The sequence below is a fragment of the Syntrophorhabdales bacterium genome, assembly GCA_035541455.1.
Taxonomy (GTDB): Bacteria; Desulfobacterota; Syntrophorhabdia; order Syntrophorhabdales; family WCHB1-27; genus JADGQN01.
The window spans coordinates 1-16535 of sequence record DATKNH010000118.1; the positions used below are offsets into that span (position 1 = coordinate 1).

Genomic DNA, 16535 nt, shown 5'->3' on the forward strand with positions numbered 1-16535 from the left:
ACCGGGCCGAAGCTGTCCACCGCAATCGTCACGGGACCCATGCCGAGGAACCCGAAGGCCACAAGACCGAACGCGAACACAGGCGCGGCAAAGGCAAATTCTTTAGGCATAAGCGCCTGTATGGATGGGTTGAAGGAGACCAGATAGGCGACGAGCATGAGGACCAGAATGGTCAACCCTTCCCAGAAGGCGGAGAAGTTACCCGCGACGAAACCGGAGAGGATATCAAGGGAGGCGCCGCCCTGGCGGGCCGAGGCCATAACTTCCTGCACGTGGCGGGAGCTGGTGCTGGTGAAGACCTTGGTGAACTCGGGAATAAGGGCGCCGGCTATGGTACCGCAGCTGATGATTATGGCGAGCGCCCACCATAGAGAAGCGTATTTTGGATCGGGCAGATCACCGAGCAGCGTGTAGCTTGCCCAGAAGGTCACGATAATCGAGATTGCAGAGGTGATCCAGACGAGACTGGTAAGCGGATGTTCGAAGTTGAACTTTTTGACGTTCCCGTATTTGGCTATCGTGACTGCCTGATTGATGAAATAGGAAACGAGAGACGTAAGGATCATCAGAATACGCATGGCAAAGATCCAGATGATAAGGGTCCCGCCCATGAGCGGGTTCCCTGCGAGAGCCAGAGCAAGAAAGGCGATAAGGGCAACACCCGTGACGCCGTAGGTTTCGAAGCCGTCCGCTGTCGGGCCGACGCTGTCGCCTGCGTTGTCGCCCGTACAGTCTGCAATGACACCAGGGTTCTTCGGGTCATCTTCGGGGAGATGGAAGACTATCTTCATCAGGTCAGAGCCGATGTCGGCGATCTTGGTGAAGATACCGCCGCAGATACGGAGCGCGGATGCGCCGAGGGACTCGCCGATGGCAAAGCCGATAAAGCAGGGTCCTACCACTTCCCTGGGCAGAAAGACCAGGATGCAGATCATGAAGAAAAGCTCGACGCTCACCAGAAGAAGACCAACGCTCATCCCGGAGCGCATGGGGATGGCCACTACGTCAACCGGTCTGCCTTTCAGCGCCGCAAACGCCGTTCGTGAGTTGGCTCTCGTGTTGATCCTCATGCCGAACCAGGCAACACCGTAGGACCCGAGGATACCGAGTATAGAGCAGAAAAGGATAATGACCATATTGCCGAAAGGTGCGTTCTGCAGGCCGACGAAGTAGTAGACCATGCAGATGGCAATGAGGACCCAGAGGATGACGAGGAATTTTCCCTGCTGGGCAAGATAGGACTTACAGGTCTCCCATATAATGTCGGAGACATCCAGCATTGATTTATGGGCCGGTAAGTTCTTGGTCTGGTTCGACTGGATCAAGCCGAAAATCAGGCCGATGATACAGATCAGTAAACCGAAATACATGATCGACAGCCCGCCCAACGAGCCTCCGAGGACCGTGAACTGGACTTTGGTCAGATCGGGCAGGACAATATCAGCCTCGCCGGCAAAGACTGCAGGCGCCAGGAACAATCCCATGAGGCAAAGAAGAAATGAGACCATAGGGAGTCTGTGTTCATGTATGAACCTCATGTACTACCTCCTTGAACTTTTTTAGGGCTTATAAAAAGATTCACATGCCCATCTACTCTAAATTATTGCATACAAAGTGTCAACAGTTTTCGGTACCGCGTTTCAAAAATCACGATACTCCATATTGTCCGAAGGCTCCTGCAAATGCAACGTCTGGTTCAGCATCGAGAGAACCATTTCCCCTCCCGCCTGTTCGGCAAGGGTGATGCTCGCAGGGTCACATTTCACTTTCCAGAAGAAGCGGTTGGACACGCCGAGAAAATGCAAGGCCAGCAGCTTACAGATCACCCGGTGCGTTACTATGATGATGACAGGTTCCGAGGGGTCGTCCTTCGGAACAGTGCTGATCGCCTGTCTGAGCCCTTTCATAGAGCGACTTCTCACCCGGGTCAGTGTCTCAGAGCCCTCGATGCAAAACCGGTGCGGGTTATTCCTCCATGTCTCGAACGATTCGGGGAAGGCCTTTCGAACGGCTGGAAGGGAAAGCCCCTCCCAGCGACCAAAGTCCATGTCGATAAACGCGTCATCTACCTTGACCGCCACATTACAAGACTTACCTATCTCGGAAGCGGTCTGCCTTGCTCTCGAAAGGGGACTCGAGCAGATAAGGGAGATCCTTTTGCCGGCAAAGAAGCGTCCGGTGCGCTCAGCCTGCCCTACGCCTCTGTCATTCAGAGGAACATCTTTACGGCCTCTGAATACTTCCTCCTTATTCCACGCCGTTTCGCCATGTCTGACCACGTAGATCTTCATAGGCATGCTTCTCCTTCTCGGCCGAATGTCGGCCTGCGTAAATCGAATAGAGGTGACTGTAGATCCCACCCTCATCCATGAGTTGCCCATGAGTGCCGCTTTCCGCGATCCGCCCGTCGTGTATCACGAATATCCGGTCCATCTCCGCCATGGTTGCCATACTATGTGCTATCACTATCCAGGTGGCTGAAGGAAAATCATTGTTCAATGCCTGCCTCACACGTGCTTCGAGGTAAGGATCGATCCTGCTTGTAGCCTCGTCAAGGATGAGATAGCGCGGCTTGTACGCCAACACTCGGCCAATCGAAATGAGCTGCTTTTCACCTTCTGAAAGGTTGACACCGTCTTCTGCTATGGTTTTGTGCAAATCCTCTCCGCAAAAACCTTTCAAGATGGGGCTCAGCTCTCGCGCAGGAGCTTCTTCACCAGCCATGAAGAGGTTTTCCCTGATCGTCCTTGGGAATATAAAGACGTCCTGTGAGACAATCCCGAACGCTTTACGTATGGCCCCAAGGGAGTAATGCTCCATCCCTTTTCCCCCGATGCTGATTTCTCCCTTGGTTGGCTTGTAGAAACCGAGCAGCAGATTGATGAGCGACGTTTTTCCTGAGCCTGTCAGGCCCACGACGCCGACGCGCTCTCCTTCCTTAATTGCAAGGCTTATCCCCTTGAGGGCGTACACGTCGTCCTTCTCATAGGAAAGCCACACATCTTTCAAGACAATGTCGCCTCTCACCTGCGTCTCATCGCCTTCGTGGCGCTCCTTCTCCAGGTTATGAAGGTTGTGCAGCTTCTCCAGGCTCGAAAATGCGTTCTGATAAAGATTATATTTTTCGCTCAGGTCTCTGATCGGATTATACAGCTTTTGCGAGTATTCTATGAACGCAACGATGGTGCCGAACGTAATGGCACCGAAACCGTAGAGAATCAATAACTGCCCGCTGGCCCAGAGAAGAGCGAGTACGGAGAATACCCCGATGAATTCAACAAGGGGAAAATAGAGTGCCAGGTAAAAGGTCACCTTCTTGAACGCCTCGATGTAATGCCGGTTTCTTACATCAAAAGCACTTATCTCTGCATCTTTCCGGTTGAATACTTTTGAAACATACATCCCTGCAAAGCTCTCCTGGAGGAATGCGTTCATCTCCGAGCCGCCCTCTCTCGCGTCCCGGTAGACAGTCGAAAAGCGCTTCCGGAAAGAATTTGTCACCAGGAAAAGGATCAGGAAGAAAAGGAAGACCACGCCAGTCAGCGGTAGGCTCAGGTATACCATAACACCTAAGATGCCGACGATGGTGATCAGATCCGCGAGCGTAGTCACAATCCCGGACGTAATGAACTCATTGATATTCTCCATATCGCTGGTCAGGTAATTGAGGCTTTTGCCGTGAGGGGTCTTATCAAAGTAAGGTACCGGGAGGGACAAAAGATGGGCGAATGTAGCGAGCCGCATCTCTTTTATGACGTTCTGGCCGAAGCGTTGCGTGGTGTAGATTTGAAAATAGAGAGTTCCATATTCCATGCCGATGAAGGCAAGATAGCAGACTGCCATGAGGCTGAGACCGTAGAAGTCCTGGCGCGCTATGAATCTGTCGATAGCTATCTTGAGGATGTAGGGTGGCGCCATTCTTGCCGTGGCAGTAAGAAGCATGAGCGCGAGCGAGAGAAGCGCAGTTCTCCTAAACTTTACTATATATGTGACGAGGAAATCCCGTATGATGCCTTTATCCACGTGCGGCCTTCACTTCGTAGAGCAGCTTCATATAATGGCTTCTGGCAAGAAGCTCTGTCGGATTCCCCTCCTCGATAACGCTTCCTTCGGACAAGACAACTACCCTGTCTACATAGATAATTGGTACCGGCCTTGTTGATGTGATGATCACGGTCAACCCTTTGATGAGCGGCCATATCCGCTCCCAGATCAAGTGCTCCGTGTAGCCATCCACGTGCGTAAAGGGATCATCGAGGAGCAGGATGTCCGGCTTTGCGGCCAATGCCCGCGCTATGGTTAGTCTCTGCTTTTGACCGCCCGAGAGCATCACGCCGCGCTCACCAACAACCGTCTCCAACTTCTGCTCGAACCTGTCGATCTCCTCTTGCAAGCCAACGGTATTGATAATCGTCTGCACCAGATCATTCGAAAAGATATTCTCTCTTATGGGCAGGGAGTAGAGGAAGGGTTCCTGCGGTACAGTCGCAATACGTCCTCTTCGCGCCGAAGGTGAGAGAAGGTCAGCGTTCAGACCATCTATGCGTATTGCGCCCTCAGAGCCGTTTTCGAGACCGAGAATGAGGTTCAGAACAGTCGTCTTGCCACTGCCTGTCGGGCCTATCAGCAGAAGCTTCTCCCCCGGCGTCGCCGCAAAGCTCACATCGTTGAGGATCCGGCGCTCCCCTTTTGTGACACTCACGTGGCTGAACTCAACGTGCCCCTTGAGGTGTTCGGGGTTCGCCCCGAGTTCCGACTCAACCTGATACGCACGAATCTCTTCGAGTCGTTTAAGCGACGCAACGCCCCGCTGATACAGGTTCATAATCCAGGCGAGAGCCACTACCGGCCACATCAGCATCGTGTAGTATGCGTTGAGCGCAATGAAGTCCCCCAGTGTGATTTTCCCGTACATCAGGAAATAGCCGCCCACCCACATCACCACCAGAGTACCCATGCCCCCGAGAAATCCAATCGCAGGGAAGATGATGCCCCATAGACGCGTCGAAGCGAGATTCTTCTCCATGTACTCGCGATTCAGTGCCTCAAATCGTCTCTGCTCTTCGCTGTGCAGCAGATAATTCTTCACAAGCCTGATTCCGTTGAGCACTTCGTTGGCACCCTTTGAAAGCCGTCCGTAGGTATCCTGCACGTCCTTGAAGATCGTATGGAGCTTTTCCATATATCCCCTGACCAGCACAAAGAGCAGGCAGAGAGGAAGGATGGCGAGCACGGCGATGAGCGCATTGATCCGAATCATCATAATCAGCGACAGGAGCGTCGTTGCCACCGTGCTTGAAAAGTGAAGAATCGACATGCCGACCATCATGCGCACGTTGATTATGTCGTTCATTACCCGGGCGATGAGGTCGCCCCGATGATGCTCTTTGAAGAAGCTGTAGGGAAGCGAGATTATATGCGTGTAGAAATCGCGCCTCAGTTCGTATTCTATTTCTCGGGCGCTGTTTAGGATCTTCATCCTTGAGCGCCATCTCAGAAAGGCCTGTGCGCATGCAAGCAGGGAGGCAAGTCCTATGATGTGGAGGAGACGTGTACGCAGCCCCACTTGGAGCGCGTCCACAGCGTTCTTGATGAGAAAAGGGATTGCCGCTGAGCAGGATGAGGCGAGTACGAGGGTTACTACGCCCTGAACAAACTCGCCTTTGTACTTTCTGACATATGGTACGACGAGGGATAACTTACTAACCACATATGCTCTGCTTTGGCAAAATAGCTCAGCCGGATTTCTTTACTGCCTTGTTGATGATGACGTAGCTCTGTTTCGGTCCCGGAATCGCACCTTCAATCATTACAATGTTCGTATCGCCTCTCACTTCCACCACCTTGAGGTTCTGCACAGTAACCTTCTGGGCACCAAGGTGTCCCGGCATCTTCATGCCTTTCAGAACGTGCGCAGGGGTCGTGTTGGCGCCGATCGAGCCCCCGTGTCTGAAGAACTCGTGTGTACCGTGTCCGCCGGGAGCTCCGCCGAAGCCATGCCGCTTGATGACACCGGCAAAACCTTTTCCTATGGAGATACCGGAAACATCCACAAAATCTCCAGGCTTGAAGATATCCACGGGTATTTCACTACCCACTTCAAAACTGCCCAATTCTTCTGCGGTGACCCTGAATTCGCCCAGTTTTCTCGTAGGAGCCACATTCGCCTTCTTAAAGTGTCCTGCCTTCGGTTTATTCACGCGGTTGAGCTTCTTGATCTCGTCAAAACCTATCTGGAAAGAATCATATCCGTCGCGTTCTGCAGTCTTCTTTTGTACCACACGGCAAGGTCCGGCCTGAACTACGGTTACCGGGATAATTGTGCCGTCCTGTGCGAAAATCTGTGTCATTCCAAGCTTTTTGCCAATCAGTCCGAGTGCCATTGTCTCACCTCCAAAGCCCTATTATTATAGACAAAAAAACTGTAAAGTCAAGCCTTTATGCTTGTCATAGATTTCCACGTGCAAGCCCGCGGCAATCTACCCCTAGCGAGCACGGCGAGCGAGAGGGGGAGGCTCGGGCGGCTACGCAGAGCGAGGAGGCGACGCGAGCACCATAAATAGTTTACTTGTAAAGTACTATGCATTATAATTAAGAGTAATTTAGTGCTGTACACGTTGCGACTCTAGGGGGTATGAATGAAAAGGCTGGTTCAATATGGGATGTTTCTCTGGATTGCGGTGATCGGAGTGGCCCTGTTCGGCGATGTTGTGCGGGCCGAAGACAAAGTTCCCAGGATGACCAAGGAAGAATTGAAACCACTCCTTGGCAAGCCGGACGTCGTTGTCGTCGACGTACGCGCTTCCGGGGACTGGGAGAAAGAAACCCTCATGATACAGGGGGCGATTCGGGAAGACCCGATGAAAGTCGAATCCTGGATGGAGAAGTACCCGAAAGACAAGACTCTCGTATTCTACTGTTCCTGACACAGCGAAGCGACGAGCGCCAGTGTGGCGTCGAAACTCATGGAAAAAGGTTATACGAAAGTGTATGCGCTGAAAGGCGGCTGGATAGAATGGGCGGGCGCCAAATACCCGACCGAACCTAAGAAGTAGAGACGAGCAGCATGAAAAACAAATGTGCTTCAATTCTGATCGGCCTCGCGTGCTTGTGGCTCATTGCCGGAAAGGCTATGCTCGCCGCTGCACTACCCGAGCCAGACAAGATAACCAAGGAAGAACTGTTGCCACTGCTGGGCAAGCAGGACCTGACGCTCATTGACCTGCGACTGCCCCAAGAGTGGAACGCAAGCAGTACCAAGCTCAAGTCTGCAGTTCGCGAAGACCCCATGAAACCGGGGCAATGGCTGGATAAATATCCAAAAGACAAAATGCTTGTTCTTTACTGCGACTGACCCGACAATGGGACCAGCGCCAGTTTGGCGCGGATCATGAAGATGCGGGGGTTCACCAAAGCGTATTTTTTGAAGGGCGGCTGGTCAGAATGGACCGCCGCCAAGTATCCGACTGAACCTAAGTGACCGTTAACGGGTTGCATTGTTGAGTGGTTGAGCAGTGAAATCAACCACTCAACTGCTTTTCAATTCCTGCAGTGCAATAAAAGAAGCGTCGATTCCCACCACGTCTTTTACTTCCGGAACCTTTTCTTTCAACAGCTTCTCTGCCCACAGACCGAGGGCGAATTCGCCACATCAGTGCAAACGGCCTCCTATCAATTTCAGTGTCACCACTCCTTTTTCTTCGTCAAGATCCATAAGCTCGACATGCCCCTCAGCGAGCTCTTCCAGCCTCGGCACGAGCTCCTGGACTGCCTGTGCAACTCTCTCTCTAAATGTCATGACAGCTCCCCTATGATGAAAATAATACCAATTCTTTGAAATGCAATCCCTGTTTGGCCCTGCGCACAAGTCGCTGCTGACTGCTCACTATTCTCTAAGCCTTGGACAACGCTACTTCAAGCTGCTTGCGCAGTTTAGCTTTTTCTCTTCCCCCGGTGATAAAATCCCAGGGAAAGCGCTCGTCCGGAGGCCGTTCTCGGGCCACGTAAAAGTTGAGGTTGAGGAGGCTCTCTCTCTGAACTTTCGCAAGGCTCGCGCCCCGGGCCAATGACAGGATGATCTCCTGGACTCGCCTGTCTCCCCGCGCCAATACAGCCTGGAGAAAACTGTACTTGACCGATTCGTGGGTGAAATACGTATTGGCAGCCTTGCCGAGACCCCGCTTCAATATGCTCAGTTTTTCTTTAAGAGCATCAACGTCATCCATGGGCAGCCACTGGAAGGGCGTCGCCGCCTTGGGAATAAATGGGCTCGCGTGGACAGTGATGCTGCCTACGCTTCCCCGTTTCGCCCCGTGCATTATCATGAGGTGCATGATGTGCTTCGCCATTTCGACGATCTTCTCCACGTCTTTCAAGCTTTCTCCGTAGAGCCCGACCATAAAGTAGAGCTTCAGATGGAAAGATTTCAGAGACATGATTGCTTCGATGCGTTCATAGATCTCATGATCTGTGATCGGTTTGCCAATCGATTTTCGCAGCCTCTCTGCTGCAGCCTCAATGCCAAAGGTCAGGGTCTTCACTTCCTCGCTGACGAGCTCGATCGCGTCCAACGGCACCTCATCCATTCTGAGAGAAGGTAGATGCGGACGCAACCCGCGTTTCTTCAGTTCCTTGATCAGGTCGACCAGCCTTGGATGAAAAGAGACGCCACCGCCGATGATGCCCACGTCCTGCACATGCTCATCCACGGCCGGAAAACGGTCGTAGATGAAGGGCCTGATAGCTCCTGTAAGGCAAAAGGGGCACCGGGAAGGACAGCCCCTTGTCCCTTCGACCAGGAACATATTCGAGAACTCGGTCTGTTCTGTCATGACGGCGGACGTGGCCAAATGTCCGCCCTTGTAGCGCTCGATTTCCACGTGAAAAGAAGCCGGCTCAAATCCAGCAATGGTGCCGGTCTCGCTGTACGAGACCGTGAGATGGGAAGGATTGTACATCCACGCCGGATCACTTAACGCTTCGATCAGCTCATTCCGCCTTTTTTCCCGATGTTTCAGATAGCTCTCGATAAATAGAGGAATAGTCGCTTCTATATCCCCCATGATAAGAAGATCGAAGAGCCCGGCGGACGGTTCCGGATTTGCCATCACGCATATCCCGCCTCCGACTACGAGTGGATCGCCGTCCCTGCGTTCCTGGGCCAGCGGCCCGAGCCGAGCCTGAGCGAGCAGGATCGCTGCATTGACGTAATCCATTTCAAAAGAGAATGTGACAAAGATGATCTCGAAGGCGTTGAGGGGTTTGCCGCTCTCTACAGACCTGGCCTGGAGTCCGTGCTCTGACGCAGAGGTGTCTACTGCTTCGAGAAAAACACGCTCGCAGACGACTCCGGGGAAAGCGTTGAGTGTCTTGTATAGTTGGTGGACGGCAAGGTTTGACATGCCGATAAAGTAAGTATTGGGATAGGCGACACAGACAGGCACTCTTCCGGCCCAGTTCTTCCTGATTGCGCCCCTTTCCTCTTCATGTGATGTTCCATATGCAGTTCCATGTACTTTTCCATGTACTTTGGAAGGCTCATGTTCTCGTCTCCTATTTGTCCTCCGTATCAATCCGGAAGCCTAATCTGCCTGCTTCCTGAGGAACGTGGGGATATCGTACCGATCATCGTCAAGATCGATGGACGTATGTTTCGGTTTTGCTTCCCTGTAATCAATCTTCACGTTCTTCTTTACGAAGGCAGGTATTGTTCCATTTTCGAAAAAGAGATTTTCCCGTCGTATCTTTTCAGGTTTCTCCGGCTTCTCCTGCGCCTGCGCCACTTCGTCGCCAAAACCGGTGGCGATCACCGTGATCCGCACCGAATCTTCCATCGATTCGTCGAACACAAGTCCCCAGATGACCCGTGCGTCTTCATGCGCCTGCTCCTGAATCAGCGTAGAGGCTTCGGTGACTTCGTGGAGCGTCATGTCCGTGTTCCCGGTCACGTTGATCAACACACCCTTTGCACCGTGAATAGAGATGTCTTCAAGGAGCGGGCTTGAAATGGCCTTATGCGCAGCCTCGACCGCGCGCTTGTCACCTGTGCCCATGCCCACGCCCATGATGGCCATACCCCGTTCGCTCATTACTGTCTTTACATCCGCAAAGTCCACATTGATATGGCCCGAAGATATGATGAGATCCGATATGCTTCGCACCGCGTAAAGAAGAACTTCATCGGCCTTCAGGAACGCGTCTTTGATCGACATATGTTTGCCGCCGATAGACATAAGTCTCTGGTTCGGGATGGTGATGAGCGTATCGGAGCGTGCTTTCAGGTTGGTCAGTCCGTCATCTGCCTGCAGGGCCCGCATCCTTCCTTCGAAAGGGAAAGGCTTGGTCACGACCGCAACAGTCAACGCGCCCATCTCCTTTGAGATGTCGGCAATAACGGGAGATGCACCTGTGCCCGTGCCTCCGCCAAGGCCGCAGGTGATAAAGACCATATCGGCTCCTTTGAGGCATTCAGCAATCTGATCGGCATCTTCGAGAGCGGCTTGCCTGCCCACTTCGGGATTGGCGCCGGCTCCCAGTCCGCGGGTCAGCTTGCTCCCTATCTGAATTTTTACTGCCGCTTTATTCATGTTGAGGGTCTGGACGTCCGTATTGATGGCAATGAATTCCACGCCCTGGAGACCTGCGTTGACCATGGTGTTTATGGCGTTGCAGCCGCCGCCGCCCACGCCGACAACTTTTAGCTTAGCGGAAAAACCATTGCTCTCGTCCATGTAAAACATTTCCATCGTCCCTCCTTAGAATATATCTTTGAACATCGCTTTTACTTTCTTGATGAACCGCTTGTCGAGTAGCATCTTGAACATGTCCCTGCGCTCAAACCGGACCTTTTTTCCTCTGTTTTCTCTGAACCCGTGGAGAACGAGACCCACGGCAGTTGCATAGGTAGGGTTATTAACCACGTCTACCAGCCCGCCTATGCCGACGGGTGAGCCCTTACGCACCGGAAGGCCGAAGACGCTCTCTGCCAGCTCGACCACCCCTTCAAGATTCGCGCACCCTCCTGTCAGCACAACCCCTGACGCAAGAAGCTTTTCGCAGCCGGACTTTCTGATCTCGTCATTGACCAGCGTAAGAATCTCCTCAACCCTCGGCTCTATGATATCGGCAAGGGTCTTGCGTGTCAGAGTTCGCGGTTTCCTGCCTCCGACGCTCGGCACCTCCACCGTTTCATTGGCACCGACCATCTTTGACATGGCACAGCCGTACTTTTTCTTGATCTTTTCCGCTTCCTCGACGGGCGTCCGTAATCCGATTGCTATGTCGTTCGTGATGTGATTACCGCCGAGTGCAACTGCTGACGTATACCTGATACTGCCATTGGCAAAAACAGCGAGATCGCTGGTACCTCCGCCTATGTCAACAAGCGCTACGCCGATCTCTGTTTCCTCGGGGGTGAGCGTGGCATCCGATGAGGCAAGCTGGCTCAACACGAGGTCATCAACGGAGAGGCCGGCCAGATAGCAGCATTTCACAATGTTCTCCGCAGAGCTTGTTGAAGCGGTTACAATGTGCACCCGGACTTCCAGCCTCACCCCGCTCATGCCGATGGGGTCCTTTATGCCGTCTTGATCGTCAACGATGAATTCCTGCGGAATGACGTGTATAAGCAGCCTGTCTGCGGGTATTGCCACAGCCTTACCGGCATCAATCGCCCGCGAGATATCATCCCTGCGGACTTCCTTTTCTTTGATTGCCACGACACCGTTGCTGTTGAAGCTCTTTATGTGGGCCCCCGCGATGCCTGCAACGCAGTCGCTGATCTTTATGCCCGCCATCAGCTCTGCTTCTTCCACTGCTTTCTTTATTGCATTGACCGTGCTGTCAATGTTTACAACCACTCCTTTGCGCAAGCCTGTGGAAGGGTGGGAGCCTATCCCTGCTATGTTGACCTTCCCGTCTATCATGCGCGCTACGACAACACATATCTTCGTAGTGCCTACATCAAGACTGACAAGAAAGCTTCCCTCCTCCGCCATGCTAACCCTTCCTCTCTTTTATAATTGCTCCTTTGTCGAAACGTGCATCAATACACCGGATGAAAAGTCCCCTTTTGCGAACATCCTCAAGCACTGCCGTGGCCCGCTTCAGTCTTGCTTTTTGATCTTCTTTCCCCAGAATGACTTCGACCCCGTCCCCCAGGTAGACGAGCGTGATGCTGCCGTCCGTGTCAATAACCTCGGAGATCGAATCCTTTTTGATTGACTTGTCGGCCACCCATGCACTGACCTGAGTGAACAGGCTCTTGGCCGCAGCCTGGTCCTTGGCCTGTATCACGAAGAGATGCCTGGTATCTTCCTTTGACAAAGGCCTGAAGGCTGTACCTGTTTCATCAAGCACCTGGATATCCCCTGCAGGAGTCACCCAGAGGGCGGAGGCCACTTTCTCTTTCACGTCGATGACAAGAGAGAACGGATAGAGCCTCTTAATCGAAACCTCTCGTACAAATGGATGGGCAAGCACCGCTTCCTTGACCTTGTCCACCTGCGTGTTGAAAATGCTCTCTTTGAGGAAGGGATACGCTCTCTGCATGATTTCCCCGTCCGAGAGCTGCGACGCTCCTCTGATCCTCACATTCTTGAGTGAGAATAGCGGCTCGTCTTTTGAAAATACATAGGCAACCGTGAGAACCGACAGGAGACACACAGGAATGATGAAGAGGTAGAATGGCAATCGCTTCACGCCTTGAGCCCTGCCTTCATCAGGATTTCTTCCACGAGCTCGTCAAAACTCCTGCCGAGGTGCGCCCACGCTTTTGGAACAAGCGAAGACTCTGTCATGCCAGGAGAAGTATTCACGTCGATAACGCTCGGGGTCTCTCCATCGAGCAACATATCTATGCGCACGCATCCTGCGAGCTCCCACGAGTTCCAGATGCGAAGTGCCTGGTCATATGCTTCCCTTTCTACACGCTCGTCGAGTTTGGCCGGCACAAGGTATTCCGTCATGCCTTTCGTATATTTTGCAGTGAAATCGTAAAAGCCGCTGGCAGGCCTTACTTCCACGACAGGGAGAGCAGTACCGTTGACGATGCCAATCGTGATCTCTCTGCCGGCAATATACCTTTCGAGCAGTAGCTTGCTATCAAAACGGAACGCGCTTGTCAAAGCATCCTTCTTTTCTTTTTCTTCCCTGACAATCGATATCCCTATGGTGGAACCCTCGCGTGCCGGCTTGACCACAAGAGGCAGCGGGAAATGTGCTTCTTCGGGTGATCTGCAGACTACGTATTCAGGCGTTGCCACACCGAGACTCTTAAGCAGGAGCTTCATGATCGCTTTATCCATTGAGACCGACGAACCAAGAACGCCAGATCCGGTATAGGGGATCCCGAGGATCTCGAGGAGCCCCTGTATGGTGCCGTCCTCTCCCCACCTGCCGTGCAAAGCGATAAAGGCAACCTCGATGGCTTCCTGGCGCAGCCGTTTTGCAATATCCCTGTCAACATCAACGGCAATCGCTCCGTAGCCGCTGCGGACAAGGCTCTCCAGGATGGCGTTGCCTGAACGCAGAGAAATTTCCCTTTCTGATGAAAGGCCACCCATCAAGACACCTATCTTCTTTCCTTTCAGTTCCTGTCTATTCATCACAGCCCCAGAGCTCGACCTCTTGCTCCATCCTGACGCCTGTCTGCTCGTAAACCTCTTTCTTCACTTTTCGCATGAGACCCACAATGTCAGCCGCAGTAGCATTTCCAAGGTTGATGATAAAGTTCGGGTGTTTCTCGGATACGGCAGCGTTGCCCAGTCTAAGGCCTCGCAGGCCGGCTTTGTCGATATAGTGCCACGCAGGATTCTCACCTCGGTTCTTGAATATTGATCCCGCCGAAGGAAACTCCATCGGATGCTTCCTCCACCGCTCTATCCACACGCGTTCCATCTCCTTCCTGAGCTCGTGCTCATTACCCGTGTGGAGTTCAAACAGGGCGCTCAGTATAGGCTCCGTAGATGCAAAGAGGGAGGTACGGTAGCCGAATCCGCACTCTTCTTTTTTTCGCGTCTTTATCCTGGTCGAGCTGTCCATGTAGGTCACCGAAACGAGGTGATCCGAAATCTGAACCCCGAAACTCCCTGCATTCATCTTTATCGCGCCTGCCACCGTACCGGGAATGCCGTAAAGCTTTTCCAGTCCCGAGAGCCCTTTGTCGACGGTCTCCCGTATGAGACGCGCCAGCGACATGCCCCCCGCGGCCTCCACCAGGGCGCCACCCATCGTTTTCTTGAAGTGCGCCTTGCCGATGCGCGTTGTCCTGATAATCGCCTCGTTCATGCCCTTGTCGCCTATGATGACATTAGTCCCGTTGCCGAGAAAGCGATGCGCCATGCCTTTACGCCCAGCCGCGCGTATCACATTCGCCAGATCGGCATAGTCAGCCGGATAGACCATGTACGCCGCAGGTCCGCCAACCTTCATTGACGTGTACCGCTTCATGGGAACGTTCATCAAGACCTGGCCCCTGATTCCTTTCCACTCCATTCCGCAATGAGCCTCTCACCTATCTTGTAAAGGTCGCCGGCACCGAGAGTAATAACCAGATCACCCGGAGCCACCATGCGGAGGATCGTCTCCGCGACGTCATCTTTGGTTGGCGCAAAGAGTACGTTCTTGTGGCCGCTCTTGCTGATGCGCTCCGCAAGGGCGCTTCCGCTGATGCCCTCGATCTTCTCTTCGGATGCGGCATAAATCTCCGTAACAATCAGCAGATCCGCTTCGTTAAAGGACGTAACGAACTGTTCGAGGAGAGCCTTGGTCCTCGTGTACCGGTGCGGCTGAAAAGCGACTATCACTCTTCCCTTCCAGATATCGCGGATCGCAGCAAGAGTCGCTCTGATCTCGGTCGGGTGATGACCGTAATCATCCATCAAGGTCCATTCTTTCTGCCACTTTACTTCGAGCCTTCTGTGGATCCCGGCAAAGCGGCTCAATGCTTCCTGCACCGTGGAGAAGGGGATGTCAAGCTCGATGGCCACCCCGATCGCTGCCAGCGCGTTGACCACGTTATGAATACCGGGCGTAGCAAGGACCACTTCGCCCAGCCCGGTTCCCTTGTAAGTCACTTTGAAGCTGGTCGTAAAACCTTCCTGTTTTGTGACTTCCGCCCTCAGATCTGCCTGCTTTGAAAGTCCGTAGGTCATGTATCTACGCTTCAAAGAAGGGATCACGCTCTGTAGTTCCGGGTTGTCGATGCAGAGAATAACGAGGCCAAAAAAGGGCACCTTGTTGAGGAACCTGACGAAAGCCTCTTTGATCTCTTCGATGTCTTTATAAAAATCGAGATGCTCCAAGTCGATGTTTGTGGCAACAGCGATTGTGGGAAAGAGCAAAAGAAAGGTCCCATCGCTCTCGTCGGCTTCTGCAACGAGGTATTCGCTTCCGCCAAGCTGCGCGCTCGTCCCGAGGCTGTTGAGCCGTCCTCCTATAACGCACGTGGGATCAAAGCCCGCGGCATCGAGAATTGAGGCGACAAGAGAGGTTGTTGTCGTCTTGCCGTGAGCACCAGCCACGGCAATGCTGTACTTCATCCTCATCAGTTCGGCAAGCATCTCCGCTCTCGGTATGACGGGGATGAAGCGGCTCTTTGCCGCTTTCACTTCCGGGTTGTCAGACTTGACCGCCGACGAGACGACGACCACATCCACCTGGGTCACGTTCTCTTCCTTGTGGCCGTAATAGATCTCGGCCCCGAGAGAGACAAGTCGTTCAGTGGTCTCCGTCTCACGCAGGTCGGACCCCGTCACCTTGAAACCAAGATTCAGGAGCACTTCGGCAATGCCGCTCATTCCGATGCCGCCGATGCCGATAAAGTGTATTTTCTCGATCTTACGAAACATGGGTTGCCATTCCTTTTACTATCAGTTCTTCCGCATTCTCCACGTAAATTGTCCCCATATTCTGGGCCATCTTTGCACGCAAGTCCGGACGTTCATGGAGCTCTTTCAGGACCGTGTTCAGCCTTTCCCCTGTCAACTCGTCGTTGCTGATCACATAAGCACCGCCGATTTCCTCCACGCAGGCCGCATTCTTCCACTGGTGCCCTCCGGCAGCGAACGGATAAGGCACGAGCACGGCGGCCTTCTTGAAATAAGCGAGCTCAAAGATCGTTGAAGCGCCTGCCCTTGAAATCACAACGTCCGAAAGGCCATAATACCTCTCCATCTCATTCGTGAAAGGAAAGACCTCATGTGGAATCTTCACGGCTGCGTATGCCCCTTTCACCTTCTCGTAATCATCCCTGCCCGTCTGGTGGTATATGACCGTATTCTTGTATGATTCAAGATATGGCAGGAGCAGGAGCACTGCCTCGTTGATGCTGCGCGCTCCCCGGCTGCCGCCGAACACGAATATGTTGAACAGGGCATCCGTCCTTGGCAGAGAAGCGATCACAGAAGCGACTCGCAGCTTCCTTCGTATCGGGTTACCCGTGTGAACCACCTTGCCCTTCAGATATTCACTGGTCTTTGTGAAGCTGACAAAGGTCTTGTCCGCTATGCGGCAGAGCATTTGGTTTGCAAGCCCCG

Annotated in this window: 15 protein-coding genes and 2 pseudogenes; 3 read left to right on the forward strand and 14 right to left on the reverse strand. The window is 53.1% G+C overall.

Annotation, left to right across the window (positions count from 1 at the left end; genetic code table 11):
• From VMT71_12665 to rplC, 5 genes are all read right to left on the reverse strand, one after another.
• On the reverse strand, positions 1–1538 hold a 1538-nt coding region (locus VMT71_12665), incomplete at its 3' end, for a sodium/proton-translocating pyrophosphatase (GenBank protein ID HVN24819.1).
• Positions 1539–1640: 102 nt separating this feature from the next.
• Positions 1641–2291, reverse strand: coding sequence for a histidine phosphatase family protein (locus VMT71_12670; GenBank protein ID HVN24820.1), 651 nt, complete (start codon positions 2289–2291; stop codon positions 1641–1643).
• Positions 2248–4023: an ABC transporter ATP-binding protein gene (locus tag VMT71_12675; protein HVN24821.1), complete on the reverse strand. Its 1776-nt coding sequence runs from the start codon at positions 4021–4023 to the stop codon at positions 2248–2250. Before VMT71_12675 ends, VMT71_12670 begins: the two co-directional genes overlap by 44 nt.
• Positions 4016–5710, reverse strand: coding sequence for an ABC transporter ATP-binding protein (locus VMT71_12680; protein HVN24822.1), 1695 nt, complete (start codon positions 5708–5710; stop codon positions 4016–4018). Before VMT71_12680 ends, VMT71_12675 begins: the two co-directional genes overlap by 8 nt.
• A gap of 25 nt (positions 5711–5735) precedes the next feature.
• Positions 5736–6383: a 50S ribosomal protein L3 gene (rplC, locus tag VMT71_12685; GenBank protein HVN24823.1), complete on the reverse strand. Its 648-nt coding sequence runs from the start codon at positions 6381–6383 to the stop codon at positions 5736–5738.
• A gap of 342 nt (positions 6384–6725) precedes the next feature.
• Between rplC and VMT71_12690 the strand changes: the two are divergent.
• The 3 genes and pseudogenes from VMT71_12690 (at position 6726) to VMT71_12700 (ending at position 7480) form a co-directional block, all read left to right on the forward strand.
• Positions 6726–7055 (forward strand): annotated as a pseudogene (locus VMT71_12690) (rhodanese-related (seleno)protein).
• An 11-nt stretch (positions 7056–7066) separates the two neighbouring features.
• Positions 7067–7354 carry a hypothetical protein gene (locus VMT71_12695; GenBank protein ID HVN24824.1) on the forward strand — a complete coding sequence of 96 codons (288 nt, stop codon included), beginning with the start codon at positions 7067–7069 and terminating at the stop codon, positions 7352–7354.
• Positions 7355–7375: 21 nt separating this feature from the next.
• Positions 7376–7480: pseudogene (locus VMT71_12700) on the forward strand (rhodanese-like domain-containing protein).
• A gap of 171 nt (positions 7481–7651) precedes the next feature.
• Here the strand turns inward: VMT71_12700 and VMT71_12705 are convergent.
• The 9 genes from VMT71_12705 to VMT71_12745 all read right to left on the reverse strand — a co-directional run.
• A complete protein-coding gene (locus VMT71_12705; protein HVN24825.1) occupies positions 7652–7798 on the reverse strand; it encodes a hypothetical protein in 147 nt (48 codons plus the stop codon).
• A 94-nt stretch (positions 7799–7892) separates the two neighbouring features.
• Positions 7893–9572, reverse strand: a complete 1680-nt coding sequence (locus VMT71_12710) for a radical SAM protein (GenBank protein ID HVN24826.1) — start codon at positions 9570–9572, stop codon at positions 7893–7895.
• Positions 9573–9581: 9 nt separating this feature from the next.
• Positions 9582–10745 (reverse strand): cell division protein FtsZ, encoded by a 1164-nt coding sequence (gene ftsZ, locus VMT71_12715; GenBank protein ID HVN24827.1) that lies wholly within the window; start codon positions 10743–10745, stop codon positions 9582–9584.
• A 9-nt stretch (positions 10746–10754) separates the two neighbouring features.
• On the reverse strand, positions 10755–11996 hold the full coding sequence (gene ftsA / locus VMT71_12720) for a cell division protein FtsA (protein ID HVN24828.1): 1242 nt from the start codon (positions 11994–11996) through the stop codon (positions 10755–10757).
• Between the two features lies 1 nt (position 11997).
• Positions 11998–12699: a cell division protein FtsQ/DivIB gene (locus tag VMT71_12725; protein ID HVN24829.1), complete on the reverse strand. Its 702-nt coding sequence runs from the start codon at positions 12697–12699 to the stop codon at positions 11998–12000.
• Complete coding sequence (locus tag VMT71_12730; GenBank protein ID HVN24830.1) at positions 12696–13604, reverse strand: D-alanine--D-alanine ligase; 909 nt, start codon at positions 13602–13604, stop codon at positions 12696–12698. Before VMT71_12730 ends, VMT71_12725 begins: the two co-directional genes overlap by 4 nt.
• Positions 13597–14493, reverse strand: coding sequence for a UDP-N-acetylmuramate dehydrogenase (gene murB, locus VMT71_12735; GenBank protein HVN24831.1), 897 nt, complete (start codon positions 14491–14493; stop codon positions 13597–13599). The genes VMT71_12730 and murB overlap by 8 nt, the downstream gene beginning before the upstream one ends.
• Positions 14460–15848 (reverse strand): UDP-N-acetylmuramate--L-alanine ligase, encoded by a 1389-nt coding sequence (gene murC, locus VMT71_12740; protein ID HVN24832.1) that lies wholly within the window; start codon positions 15846–15848, stop codon positions 14460–14462. The genes murB and murC overlap by 34 nt, the downstream gene beginning before the upstream one ends.
• On the reverse strand, positions 15838–16535 hold a 698-nt coding region (locus VMT71_12745), incomplete at its 5' end, for a glycosyltransferase (protein ID HVN24833.1). The genes VMT71_12745 and murC, both read right to left, overlap by 11 nt.